This window comes from Agarivorans sp. Toyoura001 (assembly GCF_005405585.1).
GTDB lineage: Bacteria > Pseudomonadota > Gammaproteobacteria > Enterobacterales > Celerinatantimonadaceae > Agarivorans.
The window spans coordinates 144612-161983 of the sequence record NZ_BJEQ01000005.1; the positions used below are offsets into that span (position 1 = coordinate 144612).

The following is a 17372-nucleotide window of genomic DNA, read 5'->3' on the forward strand; positions in this document are numbered from 1 at the left end:
CTTTCCGAATAAGGGCCTGAAACTCAGGCCCAATACAAAGTTTTATTACACGTCGAGCAATAAGCGTGTTGGATCTTCGAGTAACTCTTTAATGGTTACTAAGAAACCAACAGACTCTTTTCCATCTACCAAGCGATGGTCGTAAGACAATGCTAAGTACATCATTGGTAGTATCTCCACTTGGCCGTTTACAGCCATTGGACGATCTTGAATTTTATGCATGCCTAAAATGGCACTTTGCGGCGGGTTAATAATTGGCGTAGACATTAGCGAGCCAAATACACCACCATTAGTAATCGTAAAGTTACCACCGGTTAATTCATCTACGGTTAACTTACCGTCACGGCCTTTAATCGCTAAGGCACGAATGCCTTTTTCGATGTCGGCAACACTTAGCAAATCACAGTCGCGTAATACTGGCGTAACCAAGCCTCGCGGAGTTGATACGGCAATGCTTACGTCGAAGTAATTGTGATAAACAATTTCGTCACCATCAATAGAAGCGTTCACTTCAGGGAAACGTTTTAACGCTTCTACTACCGCTTTTACGTAGAACGACATAAAACCAAGGCGAATGTCGTGACGCTTTTCGAACACTTCTTGATATTGTTTACGCAATGTCATGATTGGCTTCATGTTTACTTCATTAAAAGTCGTTAACATCGCCGTGGTGTTTTTCGCTTCAAGCAAACGCTCAGCTACGCGCTTACGTAAACGAGTCATTGCTACACGCTTTTCGCTACGTGAAGATAATGGTGCTTGTGGAGCAGCTTCTGCTTTAGGTGCAGCGCTAGCAGCTGGCTTAGCAATATGCGCTTCAACATCTTCTTTAGTCACTCGGCCATTAGGGCCTGTGCCTTTAATTGCAGAAGCATCAATGCCCTTCTCTGCCACTAGGCGGCGTACAGAAGGTGATAACTCATCAGCACTGTCGGCTTTTTCGTTATCAGCGTCAGCGGCTTTGGTGCTTACTTCTTCACCAGCAACTGCGCCAGCTTTCATCCGGCCGATAAGCTGCTGACCAAGAACGGTAGCGCCTTCAGCTTCAATAATCTCTTCCAGAACACCGGCTTCCATTGCTGGCACTTCTAGAACAACTTTATCGGTTTCAATATCTACAATGACTTCATCACGCTCAACCGCATCACCCGGCTGTTTATGCCATGTTGCAATCGATGCATCAGCTACTGATTCGGGTAGGTCTGGCACTTTAATTTCAATGCTCATTAAGGCTTCCTTTATTCTTTTTTATTCAACTGTCAACGCATCAGTAACGAGGGCGCGTTGTTGTTTTAAGTGAAGAGACATATACCCAACCGCAGGTGATGCTGATGCTGGTCGGCCAGCATAACGTAAATCTGCTCCGGCAGGGATTACCGATTTAAAGTGATGCTGGCTACTATACCAAGCACCCTGATTTAGTGGTTCTTCCTGACACCAAACAAATCTTTCTACGTGTTTGTATTGCTCAAAAATCTGTTGCACGTCTTGGTCTGGGAACGGGTACAACTGCTCTACGCGAATAATCGCTACGTCAGTCTGCTCGTTCTTACGGCGCTGCTCTAGCAAGTCGTAATACACTTTACCCGAACACATCACCACTTGGCGCACTTGCGCTGGATCTAAATCATCAATTTCTGGTATCGCATTTTGAAACTGACCATCGGCCAACTCTTCTAAACTAGATACCGCCAATGGATGACGTAACAACGACTTAGGCGACATAACCACCAGTGGACGACGCATTGGACGCACCTGTTGACGACGCAACATATGGTAAACCTGAGCTGGCGTAGATGGCACACACACTTGCATGTTGTGCTCAGCACATAGCTGAAGGTAACGTTCTAAACGCGCTGATGAGTGCTCTGGGCCTTGACCTTCGTAACCATGAGGAAGCAACATAACCAAGCCACACATACGGCCCCATTTTTGCTCGCCTGAAGATAAGAATTGATCAATAACCACTTGAGCGCCGTTAGCAAAGTCACCAAACTGCGCTTCCCAAATCACTAAGGTAGAAGGCTCTGCAGTGGTGTAACCATATTCAAACGCTAACACAGCTTCTTCTGACAATACTGAGTCAAATAGGGCTAAATGGCCTTGGTCTTCAGCTAAGTTCTTAAGCGGTACATAGGTAGAGGCATCAGTTTGATTGTGTAATACAGCATGACGGTGGAAGAATGTTCCACGACCAGAATCCTGACCAGTGATACGAATATTTTGCTTTTCATCAAGCAAGCTCGCATACGCCAAGTTCTCTGCAAAGCCCCAATCAACCGGTTTTTCTCCACGAGTCATTAACATACGATCGTCGTTAATTTTCTTAACTCGTGGGTGAAGCTTGTGCTCTTCCGGCAGTTTGGTTAAACGCTCACCTAAATCTTTAACGGCTTCGATTGGCAATGAAGAGCTGTACTCCATGTCCCACTCGTGACCAAGGTAGGGACGCCAATCAACACTGTGTTCGGTCATCGGTCGCCATTCGTCGACAACACAATCGCCGTTATCGAGTTGGTCACGGTAACCATTAACTAGCGCAGTGACTTCGGCACTATCTAACTGGCCACGTTCTACCAATACATCGGCGTAAAACTTACGCGGCGTTGGGTGTTTTTTGATTTTTTGGTACATCAAAGGCTGTGTAGCATTTGGCTCATCGGCTTCGTTATGCCCATGGCGGCGATAACATACCAAATCAATCACGACATCACGCTTAAAGGTATTGCGGTAATCTAAGGCCATGCGGCTAACGAAAGCGACAGCCTCTGGGTCATCGCCATTAACGTGGAAAATCGGCGCCTGAACCATTTTCGCAATATCAGTACAATATTGTGTTGAGCGAGTATCGCGAGGATTAGAGGTAGTAAAACCAACCTGGTTGTTTACTACAATGCGCACCGTACCGCCCACTTTAAAGCCACGCGCTTGTGACATATTAAAAGTTTCTTGGACTACGCCCTGCCCGGCAATCGCCGAATCACCATGAATAGTAATAGGCAGACAATTCTCACCTGCACGTCGATCTTGCCTGGCACGTACCGAGCCCATGACTACTGGATTAACAATCTCTAAGTGAGACGGGTTAAACGCTAATGACATGTGCACATTACCACCCGGAGTGGCAAAGTCTGAACTAAAACCTTGGTGATATTTTACATCACCAGTGCCCCAAGTATCGTCGTGTTTACCGGCAAACTCATCAAACAATTCTGATGGATTTTTACCTAACACATTCACCAATACGTTTAGGCGACCGCGGTGAGCCATGCCCACTACAACTTCTTTAGTACCTTGGATACCGGCAGAGCGAACAATCTCTTTTAGCATAACCAGTAAGCTGTCACCGCCTTCTAGCGAGAAACGCTTAGCACCAGGGAATTTAGCCCCTAGGTATTTTTCTAAGCCTTCGGCTGCGGTTAAGCTTTTAAGGAAACGAACCCGATCTTCTTGAGTAAACTCACCTTGGCCTTCTACAGACTCTAAACGGCTTTGAATCCAGCGTTTTTCATCCGTATCGGTGATGTGCATATACTCAGCACCGATTGAGCCACAGTAGGTTTTAAGCAAAGATTTGTGCAAATCTTTAAGCGCCATGGTGTCTTTACCAATGGCGTAAGAACCTACATTAAAGGTTTCTTCAAAGTCTGCGCTATCTAAAGCATGAAACTCAGGAGTGAGGTCGGCTACACGTTCTTGCTGCCATAAACCTAAAGGATCCAGTTGCGCATGCTGATGACCACGGAAGCGGTAAGCATTAATTAACTGCAGCACTTTAACTTGTTTGGCACCATGTTGAGGATCTTCAACAGGCGAACTAAAACGAGAGGTATCTTTCGCTAAACGGCGAAAGTAATCACGAATTGGAGCGTGCGGGGTATCTTCAGATGTACCTTCTACAGCAGGGAGTTCAGTGAATACTTCCTGCCATTCTTCAGATACAGATGAAGGATCTTCTAAAAACGCCTCATAGAGGTCTTCCACATAGGTCGAGTTGGCACCAGCTAAATGCGAGGACTCTAGCCAGGCTTTCAATACGCCATTTTGCATTTAAACGCTATCCCTTTATTTTCTACGTCACTGTATGACTTTATAGGGTTTGATAAAAAAATAGCCATTCTACCGAAGTAAAATGGCTATTTAGAACCAAGCTAATTATAAAAATTAACTTTTGCTAAACAGCCCGTTTTATCAGCATCGACTTAATATGGCCGATTGCTTTTGTCGGGTTTAATCCTTTAGGACAAACACTTACACAATTCATAATGCCATGGCAACGAAAAACGCTGAAAGCATCATCTAATTCTGATAATCGTTCGTCTGTTGCTGTATCACGGCTGTCTGCAAGCCAGCGGTATGCTGCCAATAGGCCAGCAGGGCCAACAAATTTCTCAGGATTCCACCAGAATGAAGGACAAGAAGTTGAACAACATGCACATAAGATACATTCGTACATACCGTCTAACTTTTCACGCTCTTCTGGGCTCTGCAAGTTTTCGCGAGCTGGCGGAATCTGCTCATCATTAATCAAAAATGGCTTAATGCGAGCATAGTTATCATAGAACTGTCCCATGTCCACAACCAAGTCGCGAACCACAGGAAGGCCAGGTAACGGGCGGATAACAATATCGCCTTTACCCAATAAGTCTGACAAAGGTGTAACACATGCCAGACCATTTTTACCGTTCATGTTAATACCGTCTGAACCACAAACCCCTTCGCGGCAAGAGCGGCGGAAAGCGATGCTAGGGTCTTGTTCTTTAAGCAAAATTAATGCATCTAGCACCATCATATCAGAGCCCTCAGGGACCTCAAGTTGATATGACTTCATATTTGGCTTGGTATCAGTATCCGGGTTGTAGCGGTACAAAGAAAAATTAACGTTCATTTGCCGCCTCCTTAATATGTACGAACTTTAGGTTCAAAAGCTTCACGCAGGTTTGGTGACATGTTCACCTCACGACGCCCCATAGTTTCAGTAGCTGGATCGAATAGCGAGTGGCATAACCACTGTGCATCGTCGCGCTCTGGGAAGTCGAAGCGGCTATGCGCACCACGGCTTTCAGTTCTGAAGTTTGCAGCGTGAGCCGTTGCAATAGCGGTAGCCATTAAGTTATCTAACTCGAGGCATTCAACACGCTGGGTATTAAAGTCAGTTGATTTGTCATCAAGGCGAGCATTTTCTAAGCGCTTACGAATAACCTGTAACTCTTCTAAGCCTTGAGCCATAGACTCCCCTTCGCGGAATACTGAGAAGTTAAGTTGCATACACTGCTGCAAGTCTTTACGGATTTGCACTGGGTCTTCACCGTCAGACGTTGAATTTTCCCAACGATTGTATCGCGCCATCGCTGCTGCTAACTCTTCTTCGGTAGCGTCTGCCATGTTGATGTCATCGCTTAAGTATTCACCTAAGAACTTACCTGCTGCGCGGCCAAACACCACCAAATCAAGCAGTGAGTTACCACCTAAGCGGTTTGCTCCGTGTACCGATACACAGGCAATTTCACCTACCGCAAACAAGCCATTGATGATTTTATCTTCACCGTTCTCGTCTTTAGTAATAGCTTGGCCATTTACATTACAAGGCACGCCACCCATTTGGTAGTGACAAGTAGGAATCACCGGAATAGGCTCTTTTACTGGATCAACGTGAGCAAAGGTACGAGATAATTCACAAATACCCGGTAAACGGCTTTCTAATACTTCTTCACCAAGGTGATCAAGTTTTAGTTTAAGGTGTGGACCCCATGGGCCGTCACAGCCTCGGCCTTCACGAATTTCTGTCATCATCGAGCGAGCAACAACATCACGGCCGGCTAAGTCTTTAGCATTTGGCGCGTAACGCTCCATAAAGCGTTCACCGTCTTTATTAAGAAGGTAACCACCTTCACCACGACAACCTTCGGTAACCAGTACTCCAGCACCAGCAATACCCGTTGGGTGGAATTGCCACATCTCCATATCTTGGATTGGTACGCCAGCACGTAACGCCATGCCAACACCGTCGCCAGTATTAATGTGTGCATTGGTAGTAGAAGCAAAAATACGCCCTGCTCCACCCGTTGCTAAAACCGTCGCTTTTGCTTTGAAATAAACCACTTCGCCGCTATCGATATCCATGGCGGTACAACCAACCACTTCACCTTCAGCATTTTTCACTAAGTCTAAGGCATACCATTCAGAGAAAATGGTGGTCTTTTTCTTAACGTTTTGTTGATAAAGCGTATGTAACAAAGCATGACCGGTTCGGTCGGCTGCAGCCGCAGTACGTGCTGCCTGCTCGCCGCCAAACTCTTTAGATTGACCACCAAATGGTCGTTGGTAGATAGAACCGTCTTCGAATCGAGAAAAGGGTAATCCCATCTTCTCTAGCTCAATAATGACCTCTGGGCCTACATTACACATATATTCAATGGCATCTTGGTCACCAATGTAGTCAGACCCTTTAACGGTATCGTACATGTGCCATTGCCAGTTATCTTTGTGAGAGTTACCTAAAGCAACCGTAATACCACCCTGGGCAGATACGGTGTGAGAGCGAGTAGGAAACACTTTAGATATAAGGGCACAAGACTTGCCCTCTTCAGAAATTTGTAGAGCAGCGCGCATACCCGCACCGCCTGCGCCGATAACTACGGCATCGAATTCTCGAATAGAAATTGCCACTCGACTTACCCCCAAATAATAAACAAGCCACTAGCGACATATACAAGCGCTAGAACTGTTAAAGAAAACTGTAAACCTAAACGCAATGACGTGCATTTAACGTAGTCGGTTAATACCTGCCATAAGCCAATCCATGCGTGTATCAACATCGAGAACAGCGCAAGCAAGGTAAACACTTTGGTTGGAAGCCAAGCGAAGAATCCACTCCAAGACTGATATGTCACATCGTTAAATGCGAAGAAGCCTAACAAGTAGATTGTATATAAAGTTAAGATAATGGCGGTTGCGCGAATGAGCAAATAGTCATGTACGCCGCTACGGCCAAAAGTTGCAGCATTAGTTACCATACGATTACTCCCATTAGTACTGCGAGTACAGCAGTGATAATGAATGAGATTTTAGCGCTAGATGAGGCACTATCTAGCTCTTCCCAATAGCCCATGTCCTGAATCAAGTGACGTATTCCGCCAACTATGTGATACATCAACGCAGTAAGGCTGGCCCAAATGATTAACTTAACCAAGAAGTTATCCATAATAGACTGCACATTTGCAAAACCTTCTGCTGATTGAAGGGATTCAGCAAGTAGGCCAAGCAAAATAGCCAAGGCGAAAAATGTAATCACACCGGAAACACGATGCAAGATGGATGCAATAGCGGTAATGGGAAATCTGATGGTTTGTAGGTCGAGGTTTACTGGTCTTTGTTTTGTTTTCACGATTCTCTGCCCACTCAGGTCCTTGAGTATTATTATGATTATAAAGTGAAGCTCTGGACAGGGCATCGAGTTGCGATAATGTTAATTTTGTGAACTTAAGGCCATAAACTAGACTAAAGTCTAAAAACTACCATTTATATTGCGCAAAAAATGCTCGGACTAGCGCTATACTTCGAGCAAAGTATAACGCCCACATTATACAAATACAATTAACATTTCCTTCATTTAGCTAATTTAGCGCAACGAAACAGCCAACTTAAATCGAAAAATTAACATTAACGCTATAAGTCACCATAAATCACAACCAAGGCTAATTGACATTTGGTCTAATGTTGGGTCAGAATGTGCTGCGCTTTGTATCCAAAATAACAATACAATTAGAACAAGCAAGGGAGACGTGCTATGGCTGACAATAAAGCCACCCTAACGCTGCCAGGCCAAGAGGCATATGATTTGCCTATAATGTCTGGTACAGCGGGACATGACGTAATTGATGTTCGAACTCTAGGTAAAAAAGGGTATTTTACCTTTGATCCAGGTTTCTTAGCGACCGCTTCATGTGAATCAAAAATCACCTATATTGATGGTGAACAAGGTATTTTGTTACACCGAGGTTACTCAATTGAGGACCTAGCAAAACATGCTGATTACCTTGAAGTTTGTTATATTCTTTTGTTCGGCGAGCGACCAAACGTTGAACAATACGAGAAATTTAAAACAACTGTTACACGCCACACCATGGTGCACGAACAGTTAATCCACTTTTTCCAAGGTTTCCGTCGTGATTCGCACCCTATGGCGATCATGGTGGGTGTAGTTGGTGCTTTGTCTGCTTTCTACCACGACTCGATGGATATTTCTAACGAGCGTCACCGCGAAATAGCGGCTTACCGCTTAATCTCCAAGATGCCAACGCTTGCAGCCATGAGCTACAAGTATTCTGCTGGCCAACCGTTCGTTTACCCTCGTAACGATTTAAGCTATGCAGCAAACTTCTTGAATATGATGTTCTCGGTACCTACTGAAGAATATAAGGTAAGCCCAGTTGTAGAACGCGCTATGGATCGCATCTTTACTTTGCATGCAGACCACGAGCAGAACGCTTCTACTTCTACAGTACGCTTAGCAGGTTCATCAGGTGCTAACCCATTTGCGTGTATCGCTGCTGGTATTGCCTGTTTGTGGGGTCCTGCTCACGGTGGTGCCAACGAAGCATGTCTAACTATGTTAGAAGAAATTGGCTCGGTAGACCGTATTCCAGAGTTTATTGAACGCGCTAAAGACAAAGATGACCCATTCCGCCTAATGGGCTTTGGACATCGCGTTTACAAAAACTACGATCCACGCGCTACTGTAATGCGTGAAAGCTGTCATGAAGTACTCAACGAGCTAAACATTGACGATCCATTATTGGATGTTGCAATGGAACTAGAACGTATAGCCCTTTCTGACCCGTACTTTAAAGAGAAGAAATTGTTCCCTAACGTAGATTTCTACTCTGGTATCGTGCTTAAAGCTATCGGTATCCCAGTAAGTATGTTCACGGTAATCTTCGCGCTATCTCGCACAGTAGGTTGGATTGCTCACTGGAAAGAAATGATGGAAGAGTCGACTCAGCGAATTGGTCGTCCACGTCAGCTTTACACTGGTGAACCACACCGCCCGTTCAAGTAAATCTTATTTGCTGAGCGCTAAACAAAAAATCCGAAACTTAGGTTTCGGATTTTTTTATCTTTCGATTTAGTTAACTAGGCTTGTTACCGTATTGATAACTGCCATTGGCAAGAAATTGCGCGACTTCACTACGCTTTTTAGCCATCAACAATGCACCATCGTCCATAAACAGAAAGTTCTTCCAGCATCGCTTAAACACCGCCCAGGTCGTTTCAATTACATTGTGTTGGTCGTTACAGTAATAAACCACCGTATTATCTTGCCACTGTAGGTGTTCTAACAGTTCTTCCGGCAAGGTAAGTTGATCGCTATCCCAAACATCTTCCCAATTACCTTGCTCAGTCCAAGTATCCATATTAAAAGCCCAATCTCCTTTTCTAAAAAAGTCTGGGTGATCTACTTGTTTGCTGACGGATTCTTTCCAAAGTAACGTAGCGCGAGTGTCAGTCATTGGTTTTATTAGGCTGGAGTCTGCCTCACTCACGGGTAAATCAGCACGTTTAAAGATCCATGCTTTTTTATGCTCACTTAAAGGAATGTAATTCATACGTTCTCTGGTTACTTACCATTATAAAAAGGCTAATTAAAAAGGGCTCTGATTTTCTCTAGATCTTCGGGTGTATCCACGCCATGCGCAGGTGTTTCTATCGCTTGAGCCATTTTTATTTTGTATCCATGCCAAAGCACTCGCAGTTGCTCTAGCTTCTCTATTTTTTCAATAGGAGAAGGACTTAACTGCAAATATTCGCCGACAAAATGACAACGGTATGCGTAAATACCGATATGGCGAGAGTAAAGCTCACTGCGCCAACCACCATCACGCTCGTGTGGCACGGCCGAGCGACTAAAATACAAGGCGTGGTCATCTTTATCACACACCACTTTCACCACGTTAGGATCATGAATATCTGTATCATCGGTAATAGGCACCGATAAACTCGCCATCTTCACTTCTGGCGCTTTATCTAATAAACCTGCAACCTGACTAATCACCGCTGGAGGAATAAGCGGTTCATCGCCTTGTACGTTTACCACAATGGTATCGTCGGCAAAATTTAGCCGCTCACATACTTCAGCCAAACGTTCAGTGCCGGACTCATGAGTATCAGCGGTTAAAATCACCTCTGCGTTAAAGCTGTTAGCAACCTCAACAATGCGCTGATCATCAGTAGCAATCACTACTCGTTCAGCCCCCGACTTACACGCTTGTTGGTACACCCTTTCAATCATGGTTTTACCTGCAATATCTTGTAAGGGCTTTGCTGGTAAACGCGTAGATTGATAACGCGCCGGTATAACTACCACAAACTTCATTGCGGTAACTCATTGGCTGACATTTCACGTGCTTCGTTGACCAACAAAACAGGAATAGCATCTTTCACTGGATAAGCTAAACGGTCAAATTTACACACCAGTTCGTTGTTAGGTTTATCGAAATGCAACTTACCTTTACATAGAGGGCAAGCCACAATTTCTAATAGGTTATGTTCTACTGACATGAGATTTTTCCTGTAATAAAGAGAAGAACTGTTGATAAAACTGCTCTGGCAACACGCTATCTACGGGTAAATAATACCAATTAGTGCCGGCACTATCGCGATATTTTATGGCATCTTTCTCTGTCATAATCACGCTTTTATCAAGCAATTCTTTATGTTGTTCTTGGCTTAGGGGCCGGTGATCTTCTAAGTTAATTCGTTGTTTAACTGAAAAACCCAAGTATTCAAGAGAATCAAAAAAGCGCTCAGGATTACCTATCCCTGCAAAGGCTGCATCAAAATGTTTATCACTTTGAATATCGCCACTGCCCTTAACGACTTTCAGCGCATTAGGTTGCAATTGCAATAGATGGCTTTCAGGTGAATAACTAGGTTGCCCATTACTCACGATTAGATCTACATCGCTTAAACGGCTTGCGGGCTCTCTCAGCGGCCCTGCGGGTAAACAAAAGCCATTTCCGAGTCGGCGTTGCGAATCGATCACGGCAATTTCTATATCGCGCTGTAAAGCATAATGTTGCATGCCATCATCACAAATGATGAGGTCGACACCTTGTTCAACAATACTTTTACAGGCTTGGCTACGATTAGGATCCACCACAACAGGGCATTGAGTTCGTAGGTGAATCAGTAAAGGTTCATCACCGCATTCTGCCGCTGCGCTAAATTCAGTCACATTGTAGGGATAATTTTTGGCAGTACCGCCATATCCGCGGCTCACTACGCCGGGCTTAAACCCACGTTCTTGAGCTGCTTTGACTAAGGCTAGAACAACCGGTGTTTTACCATTCCCGCCAACACTAATATTACCTACTATCGCCACGGGTACAGGCGGTCTGTAACTCGCCACCCAGCCTCGATTAAAGGCTAAACGCCGAACAATCGTTACTAAACGAAACAGATAACTAAGCGGCAGTAATAAAAGTAATTTTCCTTTATGCTGCCGCGCGTGTTGATACCAAAAGGTCACTATTTTTCGCCAAATTGAATTTGGTGTAATTGGTGATAAGTTCCTTTGTGAGCCATTAGCTCAGCATGACTACCTTGCTCTACAATCACTCCTTCATCCAGTACAACGATAACGTCTGCACTTTCAATGGTTGAAAGTCGATGAGCAATCACAATTGCGGTTCTGTCTGAACATACTCTATCTATCGCTTCTTGAATTTTACGTTCTGATTCCGTATCCAAAGCTGAAGTCGCTTCATCTAAAATCAGCACAGGTGAATCTTTTAACAATGCGCGTGCAATGGCGATCCGTTGTCTCTGACCACCCGATAACATCACACCTTTCTCACCAATAATAGTATCAAAGCCGTCTTCAAACTTATCAACAAAACTGGTCACGTTAGCCATTTCAGCAACTCGCTCAATGTCTTCTCGGCTTGCGTCTTCTTTGGCATAGCCAATATTGTCGGCGATAGTGCCACTGAACAAGTGTACCGTTTGAGACACTTGGGCAAACTGCTCACGCAAATTAGCGAGTTTGTAGTCTTGAATGGGTCTGTCGTCTAACAACACAGAGCCTTGCTGAACTTCATAAAACTTGGGTAACAAGCTGGCAATAGTGGTTTTACCACTACCTGAGCGCCCCACTAACGCCACCGTTTGCCCCTCATCAATGGTTAAATTAATGCCTTTAAGCACTAATTCATTTTTGGTTGGGTAGGTAAACTGCACATCTTTTAGAACGACTTTACCTTGAGCTCTCGGCGTTTCGAAAGTGCCTTTATCATTTTCAGGATCCATGTCCAGCACTGAGAACAAGCTTGTACAAGCGGCCATTGCACGTTGTACATCGTTATTTAGTTGAGTGATCACGCGAAGCGGTTTTAGTAACATCATCATTGACGTAACAATAATGGTAAAAGTACCCGGCGTAAGCTCTTGTACTAGCTCTGGAGAAGATGCTGCAAACAACACTACAGATAAGCCAATAGACGCAATAAATTGCACTGCAGGGTTAGCAATTGCACTTACCGTTGCCATTTTCATCTGCTGACGTCGAATCATATTACTGGCACTGTTAAAGCGCTCTTCTTCTTTTGGCTGACCACCAAAAGATAGAATTTCACGATGTCCGTTCAACATTTGTTCACTAGTTGTAGTGACATTCCCTACCGCATGTTGCAAATGAGTACTAATTTTACGGAAACGACGGCTCACCAAGCTAATAGCAAAACCAACCGGAGGGCCAATAACAAAGAAGATCAATGACAATTGCCAGCTGTTATAGAACATCAAGCACAGCAAGCCAATGATAGTGGCGCTTTCGCGAACTAAGTTCACTAAACTAGCGGTAGCTGCAGTACTCACCTGGTTAGAATCATAGGTGATTTTTGACAATAAGGTGCCGGTTGGGTTTTTATCAAAAAACGACACTGGCATTAACATCAGGTGGTTAAATATTTGCCGTTGGATTTTCATCACAAGGTGACCACCTACCCAAGACATCCCGTAACTACTAGCAAATCCGCATATACCGCGCAATAACACAATCCCCAAGATGAAGATCGGCATATAAGTCATAATGTCGGGGTTTTTCCCCGACAAGCCTTCATCGATAAGAGGCTTAATTGAATACACAAATAGCGTATCAACCGCACCGTAACCAATCATGCCTATAATTGCGACAATCAGGCCAATTTTGCGATCTTTTACGTAGCTTAATAAGCGGATATAGTTCGCTTTTGTATCAGTAGCTGTTTCTGGAATCATAAGAACAGAGTTATTCCATCGGAAAAATTGCCTTAGTTTAGCGGTTTATAGAGAAATCACCAACTGATGATTTGTTGGTACCATGGGCTTGAAGTGAGATAGCGCTGCTGAGTGACTTGGTATGAACGGTCACCAATTTCAAGATGAATCGCGCCGCCCTTTCCTGTAACAAACTGTTCACTGGCAGAATATCGCTCGGTAACTGATGTGTGAGGAAAACCAAAACGATTGTAAGCACCGCTGCTATGCATCACTATTTCGGGCTGTAATGCATTAATAAACCCGTTAGAAGATGAGCTGTTACTACCATGATGCGGGCTCAGTAAAAAACTCACTTTAGTCAAGCCTTCCGCTAACAATTGTTGTTCAGCCATTTGTTCTATGTCTCCTGTCAGTAACAAGCTGTAGTTACCATCGAAAATCCGCAAAGTGCATGAGCCGTTGTTTCCCTCACCTAAATTCGCCATACGAAATGTCAGCGCTAGCTCTCCCCATTTCATTTGCTCATTACATCGTTCATCTGGTAATCGTTTATCGCGGCCATAAAACCGTAACGCTTTAGGAAAAGCCTCTTCAAGTACACTCCTTCCTCCTGCATGATCGTTATCACCATGACTGGTCACAATAGCTGTCACGTACTCAACACGTAAGTCTACCAATAGTGGCAAAATCACGCTTTCGGCATAAGAAAAACCACTTCTAAAACGCGGGCCACTATCAAAAATTAAAGCTTGATTGTTATGCTCAATAACAACAGCCAAACCTTGCCCAACATCCAATACATATACTTGCCAATTGAGGCTTCTAGGCCAAAATGAGTTGAACAAAGGAACTAACAGCAAAACGGTTAGATAAGCAATGGCAAAGCGCCGACCTACTGCACTCGCAGTTAACAACACACTAAACAACAACACACACAAGCCCAATAAGGCAATGGGTGTTGTAAAGCTCACTGCTTGAAGACCGGCCAAAAAGTCTAAACCTCGAAACGACACTGCAAACAAATTATTGAGTAACTCTGCTAAATTCTCCACACTTGGAAAATCAAAAGAGAGCCCTAACATTAACAACAAGTTAAGCGGCACCAAAATCACACTAAATAACGGAACAGCGACGAGGTTTAGCAATAAAGCGCCACTCGGTAACTGACCAAACATAGCCACTTGAATCGGTAACATAGCAATACCAATCATCGCTTGAATAAGAACAAGCATCAGTAGCTTGTTACTAGGGCCTAGCCATAAACAAAGTAAAACCGATGATACCGCTGTATATGACAGCCAAAAACCGTTGCTATACAAACTAAACGGCCAAAGCAACAGAATGATAAAAGCGCTAACAACAATGCCAGAGGCTAAGTTACGCCTTTGGGTAGTTAAACCAAACACCAATAAACAGCCATACATCAACAAAGCTCGCATCATTGATAGCTGCCAATTTGCCAACCAGCAATAAATCAGGCAACACCCAAAACTCGCGATCAACGGACCACTAGCGTGAGGCATTCGAATAACTAGCCCTATTAAACGAAACAGCCACCAAGACCACATTGCTGCAATGCCTAAATGCAAACCTGATAGAACAAATAAATGACCTAAACCAGATTGTTGATACAGCGTTCGCCGCTCAGAATTCAATAAGCGTTTATCACCAACCATTAAGGCAAGTAGCTCTCCACCATATTTATAGCCACTTAATTGCCCCGCTAAGTTCGCCACCCAGCGCTCACGAAACGACACCTGTTCACCTAAGACTTGGTGCGAAACCAAACTACCCCGTCCCACCATTGACTTTGAAACGAGCCAACGAGCGTAATTGAATCCCGCAGGGTTAATACTGGCAAATACGGGTTTAAGTTTAGCGATAGCTTGAATCGATTGACCAGGCTGTAAGATTTGGCTTTGATTATTCTGAGGCGAATGGTACAAACTTAGCTTAGGCTTCCACCATGCTAAACTTGATCTAGTATCGAGTTGGTCAACTTGCAGCGTAACTTTTTGCCAGTATTGATTATTATCAACTGCCAAGACCACGCCATGTATGCTAAAGTTGGCCGCTTTTTGTTGGATATCAACAATCCATGACTGATAATACAGCGCATGGCTGTTTATCCAACACACGCCAAATATGAAGCCAGCAGCCCAGAGCTTTCTTTTCCAAAGTAAAGCCGCTAGTGCAACGTAGCTAACATATAGTAAAGGTAGGCTCAGTAAACTAGGCCAGATTAACGATGATGTCATTGCTAGCAAACTTGCTAGTAAAAAGACGTTCATATGTCATAAGAAGTTTATTATCAATAACAAACTATATGCCAAAAAAGACGATACAACGATTTATTCCTAAAACAGAAGAGCTAAAAGCTAACAAACACCTTAAGTTTTTTGGTGACTGGTTGCACAACCCTAATTTGTGGCACCTTAATCGACGCTCTGCGGCTGGTGCCTTTGCAATTGGGCTATTTGTTGCTTTTATACCCTTACCGTCGCAAATGATTATTGCGGCAGCTTTAGCAATAATGTTTAAAGTAAATTTGCCGCTTTCAGTAGCATTAGTATGGATTTCGAATCCTTTTACTATTCCCGCTATTTTCTATTTTTGTTATATCGTAGGCACTGGCATATTGGGACAACCCGTTGCTGATTATCATTTAGAATTATCATGGCATGGCTTAGAACATTTAATAGCGACCATAGGTCCGGCGTTCTTGTTAGGTAGTTTGGTCTGCGGTATTATCTTTTCAATACTTGGTTACTTTTCAATAAACGCACTGTGGCGATACTCCGTACGACGCCGTTACCGTAAACGTCGTTAATAAAAAAGGAGCTTAATCGCTCCTTTTTTGCATCTGCATTGCCTTAACCCAGTTCTTGAGCAGGCTTCACTCTGGTCGCTTGCCAAGCAGGCCAAATGGTGGCCAACATACTCAATAATAATGCCGCCCCAACCACCGCTAATACATCTGTCCAAATTAGTTTAACGGGTAAGAAATCGATAAAGTAGATATCGGCAGATAATAAAGTATGCCCCATTAAACTCTCAATTAACCCGACTAATTTAGGTAAACCAAAGCTACCGGCAATACCTAAAACGGCTCCCCAAGCGCAACCTAATACACCGTTGTAAGAACCGTAAACCACAAAGCTGCGCAGCAAGCTGGCATCACTGGCCCCCATGGTTTTAAGAATCGCAATATCTCCGCGTTTTTCACTCACAGCTAAAATAAGGGTGGAAACAATGTTAAAGCTAGCAACTGCAACAATTAACAACATGATGGCATACATAATGGTGCGAACTAATTGGATATCTTGATACAAGTACCCATGTTGGCGGATCCAGCTTTTGATATACACTAACTGCGGATAGGTTTTGGCTACCGAACGCACCACTTTATCGGCTTTCAGTGGGTCGACAACCCTTAAACTAATTCCAGATACGCCCTCTTGCCACTGCATAAGCTTTTGAGCATAAGCCAAATTAATAAATGCTAGCTGGTTGTCCAACTGGCCGCCAGCGTTCATTAAGCCCACCACTTTTACTCTAATACGCTGTGGCGAACTGAGCCTATTTTGCTGATTAGCCTTGGGTAGCAACAAGGTCACTTGCTCGCCTACCGATACGCCCAGCAAATCAGCGATACCCGCACCTAACACCAGTTGAGCTTGGTTCTCGGCTAAGGCATGCCAAGCGTCGTCCCCCACGTATTGATGCAGATTAGTCACGTTTTTTTCTAGCTCAGGGTCAATACCTTTAAGAGCCAAGGCTTTCATTATTTTGCCTTTTTGTACCAAAGCACTAAAGCTGATGTAAGGGGCGGCACCTAATACTTGACTGTTATTGGTAGCCGAGCTTAATAGTTGCTCATGGTCACTAAGGGGAGGATTTACAGCCTCTAATTCCCCATGGCTTACAATGGCTAAAAAACGGTCACGCAACTCCCTTTCAAAACCATTCATTACCGACAAGCCAATAATTAACACCGCCACACCTAATACAATACCTAGGGTAGAAGACGCTGAAATAAACGAAATAAAGCCATTACTGTTTTTAGCGCGGTGGTAACGTAAACCAATAAAAAAAGATAAAGGCAGCCGCAT

Annotated in this window: 15 protein-coding genes; 2 read left to right on the forward strand and 13 right to left on the reverse strand. The window is 44.0% G+C overall.

The features are described from left to right. Positions 1-45: 45 nt before the first annotated feature. From odhB to sdhC, 6 genes are all read right to left on the reverse strand, one after another. Positions 46-1227, reverse strand: coding sequence for a 2-oxoglutarate dehydrogenase complex dihydrolipoyllysine-residue succinyltransferase (gene odhB, locus FFR00_RS08715; protein WP_137673003.1), 1182 nt, complete (start codon positions 1225-1227; stop codon positions 46-48). Positions 1228-1248: 21 nt separating this feature from the next. Further along, on the reverse strand, positions 1249-4050 hold the full coding sequence (gene sucA / locus FFR00_RS08720; protein WP_137673004.1) for a 2-oxoglutarate dehydrogenase E1 component: 2802 nt from the start codon (positions 4048-4050) through the stop codon (positions 1249-1251). A gap of 124 nt (positions 4051-4174) precedes the next feature. Then, positions 4175-4888: a succinate dehydrogenase iron-sulfur subunit gene (locus FFR00_RS08725; protein WP_137673005.1), complete on the reverse strand. Its 714-nt coding sequence runs from the start codon at positions 4886-4888 to the stop codon at positions 4175-4177. 11 nt (positions 4889-4899) lie between these two features. Then, a complete protein-coding gene (gene sdhA, locus FFR00_RS08730; protein ID WP_137673006.1) occupies positions 4900-6669 on the reverse strand; it encodes a succinate dehydrogenase flavoprotein subunit in 1770 nt (589 codons plus the stop codon). A 5-nt stretch (positions 6670-6674) separates the two neighbouring features. Continuing rightward, complete coding sequence (gene sdhD / locus FFR00_RS08735) at positions 6675-7016, reverse strand: succinate dehydrogenase, hydrophobic membrane anchor protein (protein WP_137673007.1); 342 nt, start codon at positions 7014-7016, stop codon at positions 6675-6677. Continuing rightward, positions 7010-7453 (reverse strand): succinate dehydrogenase cytochrome b556 subunit, encoded by a 444-nt coding sequence (gene sdhC / locus FFR00_RS08740; RefSeq protein WP_137673008.1) that lies wholly within the window; start codon positions 7451-7453, stop codon positions 7010-7012. The genes sdhD and sdhC overlap by 7 nt, the downstream gene beginning before the upstream one ends. 336 nt (positions 7454-7789) lie before the next feature. Here sdhC and gltA point away from each other — a divergent pair, with 336 nt between their 5' ends. Beyond that, positions 7790-9061 (forward strand): citrate synthase, encoded by a 1272-nt coding sequence (gene gltA, locus FFR00_RS08745; RefSeq protein WP_137673009.1) that lies wholly within the window; start codon positions 7790-7792, stop codon positions 9059-9061. 70 nt (positions 9062-9131) lie between these two features. On the opposite strand, the gene FFR00_RS08750 is transcribed toward gltA, so the two are convergent. The 6 genes from FFR00_RS08750 to FFR00_RS08775 are packed head-to-tail and all read right to left on the reverse strand — an operon-like array spanning position 9132 to position 15518. Further along, positions 9132-9608, reverse strand: coding sequence for a DUF2947 domain-containing protein (locus FFR00_RS08750; protein WP_137673010.1), 477 nt, complete (start codon positions 9606-9608; stop codon positions 9132-9134). Positions 9609-9640: 32 nt separating this feature from the next. After that, on the reverse strand, positions 9641-10375 hold the full coding sequence (gene kdsB / locus FFR00_RS08755; RefSeq protein ID WP_137673011.1) for a 3-deoxy-manno-octulosonate cytidylyltransferase: 735 nt from the start codon (positions 10373-10375) through the stop codon (positions 9641-9643). Further along, on the reverse strand, positions 10372-10560 hold the full coding sequence (locus FFR00_RS08760; protein ID WP_137673012.1) for a Trm112 family protein: 189 nt from the start codon (positions 10558-10560) through the stop codon (positions 10372-10374). Before FFR00_RS08760 ends, kdsB begins: the two co-directional genes overlap by 4 nt. Then, positions 10544-11530: a tetraacyldisaccharide 4'-kinase gene (gene lpxK / locus FFR00_RS08765; RefSeq protein WP_235836188.1), complete on the reverse strand. Its 987-nt coding sequence runs from the start codon at positions 11528-11530 to the stop codon at positions 10544-10546. The genes FFR00_RS08760 and lpxK overlap by 17 nt, the downstream gene beginning before the upstream one ends. After that, the gene (gene msbA, locus FFR00_RS08770; RefSeq protein WP_137673013.1) at positions 11530-13278 is read right to left on the reverse strand and encodes a lipid A export permease/ATP-binding protein MsbA; all 1749 of its coding nucleotides are present in this window, start codon (positions 13276-13278) and stop codon (positions 11530-11532) included. The genes lpxK and msbA overlap by 1 nt, the downstream gene beginning before the upstream one ends. A gap of 56 nt (positions 13279-13334) precedes the next feature. Further along, a complete protein-coding gene (locus tag FFR00_RS08775; RefSeq protein WP_161985127.1) occupies positions 13335-15518 on the reverse strand; it encodes a DNA internalization-related competence protein ComEC/Rec2 in 2184 nt (727 codons plus the stop codon). A gap of 68 nt (positions 15519-15586) precedes the next feature. Here FFR00_RS08775 and FFR00_RS08780 point away from each other — a divergent pair, with 68 nt between their 5' ends. Beyond that, a complete protein-coding gene (locus FFR00_RS08780) occupies positions 15587-16090 on the forward strand; it encodes a DUF2062 domain-containing protein (protein WP_137673015.1) in 504 nt (167 codons plus the stop codon). A 43-nt stretch (positions 16091-16133) separates the two neighbouring features. On the opposite strand, the gene lolE is transcribed toward FFR00_RS08780, so the two are convergent. Then, positions 16134-17372, reverse strand: a complete 1239-nt coding sequence (lolE, locus tag FFR00_RS08785) for a lipoprotein-releasing ABC transporter permease subunit LolE (RefSeq protein WP_137673016.1) — start codon at positions 17370-17372, stop codon at positions 16134-16136.

Excerpts from the sequence above, each read along its gene's own strand:
- FFR00_RS08760 (WP_137673012.1), bottom strand. The coding sequence starts at position 10,560 with ATGTCAGTAGAACATAACCTATTAGAAATTGTGGCTTGCCCTCTATGT.
- kdsB (WP_137673011.1), bottom strand. The coding sequence starts at position 10,375 with ATGAAGTTTGTGGTAGTTATACCGGCGCGTTATCAATCTACGCGTTTA.
- gltA (WP_137673009.1), top strand. The coding sequence starts at position 7,790 with ATGGCTGACAATAAAGCCACCCTAACGCTGCCAGGCCAAGAGGCATAT.
- FFR00_RS08725 (WP_137673005.1), bottom strand. The coding sequence starts at position 4,888 with ATGAACGTTAATTTTTCTTTGTACCGCTACAACCCGGATACTGATACC.
- sdhD (WP_137673007.1), bottom strand. The coding sequence starts at position 7,016 with ATGGTAACTAATGCTGCAACTTTTGGCCGTAGCGGCGTACATGACTAT.
- odhB (WP_137673003.1), bottom strand. The coding sequence starts at position 1,227 with ATGAGCATTGAAATTAAAGTGCCAGACCTACCCGAATCAGTAGCTGAT.
- sdhC (WP_137673008.1), bottom strand. The coding sequence starts at position 7,453 with ATGCCCTGTCCAGAGCTTCACTTTATAATCATAATAATACTCAAGGAC.
- FFR00_RS08750 (WP_137673010.1), bottom strand. The coding sequence starts at position 9,608 with ATGAATTACATTCCTTTAAGTGAGCATAAAAAAGCATGGATCTTTAAA.
- FFR00_RS08775 (WP_161985127.1), bottom strand. The coding sequence starts at position 15,518 with ATGACATCATCGTTAATCTGGCCTAGTTTACTGAGCCTACCTTTACTA.
- FFR00_RS08780 (WP_137673015.1), top strand. The coding sequence starts at position 15,587 with ATGCCAAAAAAGACGATACAACGATTTATTCCTAAAACAGAAGAGCTA.
- msbA (WP_137673013.1), bottom strand. The coding sequence starts at position 13,278 with ATGATTCCAGAAACAGCTACTGATACAAAAGCGAACTATATCCGCTTA.
- sucA (WP_137673004.1), bottom strand. The coding sequence starts at position 4,050 with ATGCAAAATGGCGTATTGAAAGCCTGGCTAGAGTCCTCGCATTTAGCT.
- lolE (WP_137673016.1), bottom strand. The coding sequence starts at position 17,372 with ATGCGGCTGCCTTTATCTTTTTTTATTGGTTTACGTTACCACCGCGCT.